General features: G+C 72.2%; 1 pseudogene. It reads left to right on the top strand.

Features of this window, described 5'->3' with window-relative positions:
- Positions 1–230: pseudogene (locus ACQG3P_RS25395) on the top strand (nucleotide sugar dehydrogenase); the annotation flags it as partial.

The raw sequence follows: 230 nt of genomic DNA, 5'->3' as shown, positions 1-230 counted from the left end.
CGCGACCAGCCTGATCGGCAGCGTGCTCAAGCCCGGCGACCTGGCGATCTCCGAATCCACCGACTACCCCGGCACCACCGAAGAGGTCTGCGTGCCGCTGCTGGAAGCCGGCACAGGGCTGCGCTTCAACCAGGACTTCCACTGCGGCTCCAGTCCGGACCGGCTCGACCCGGGCGACCGCCAGCGGCGCCTGCCCGACCTCCGCCAGAGCACCTCCGCGTCCACCCCGG

It is taken from the genome of Stenotrophomonas sp. SrG (genome assembly GCF_050031795.1).
GTDB lineage: Bacteria > Pseudomonadota > Gammaproteobacteria > Xanthomonadales > Xanthomonadaceae > Stenotrophomonas > Stenotrophomonas rhizophila_A.
This window is presented reverse-complemented; position numbering and strand designations above follow the sequence as displayed.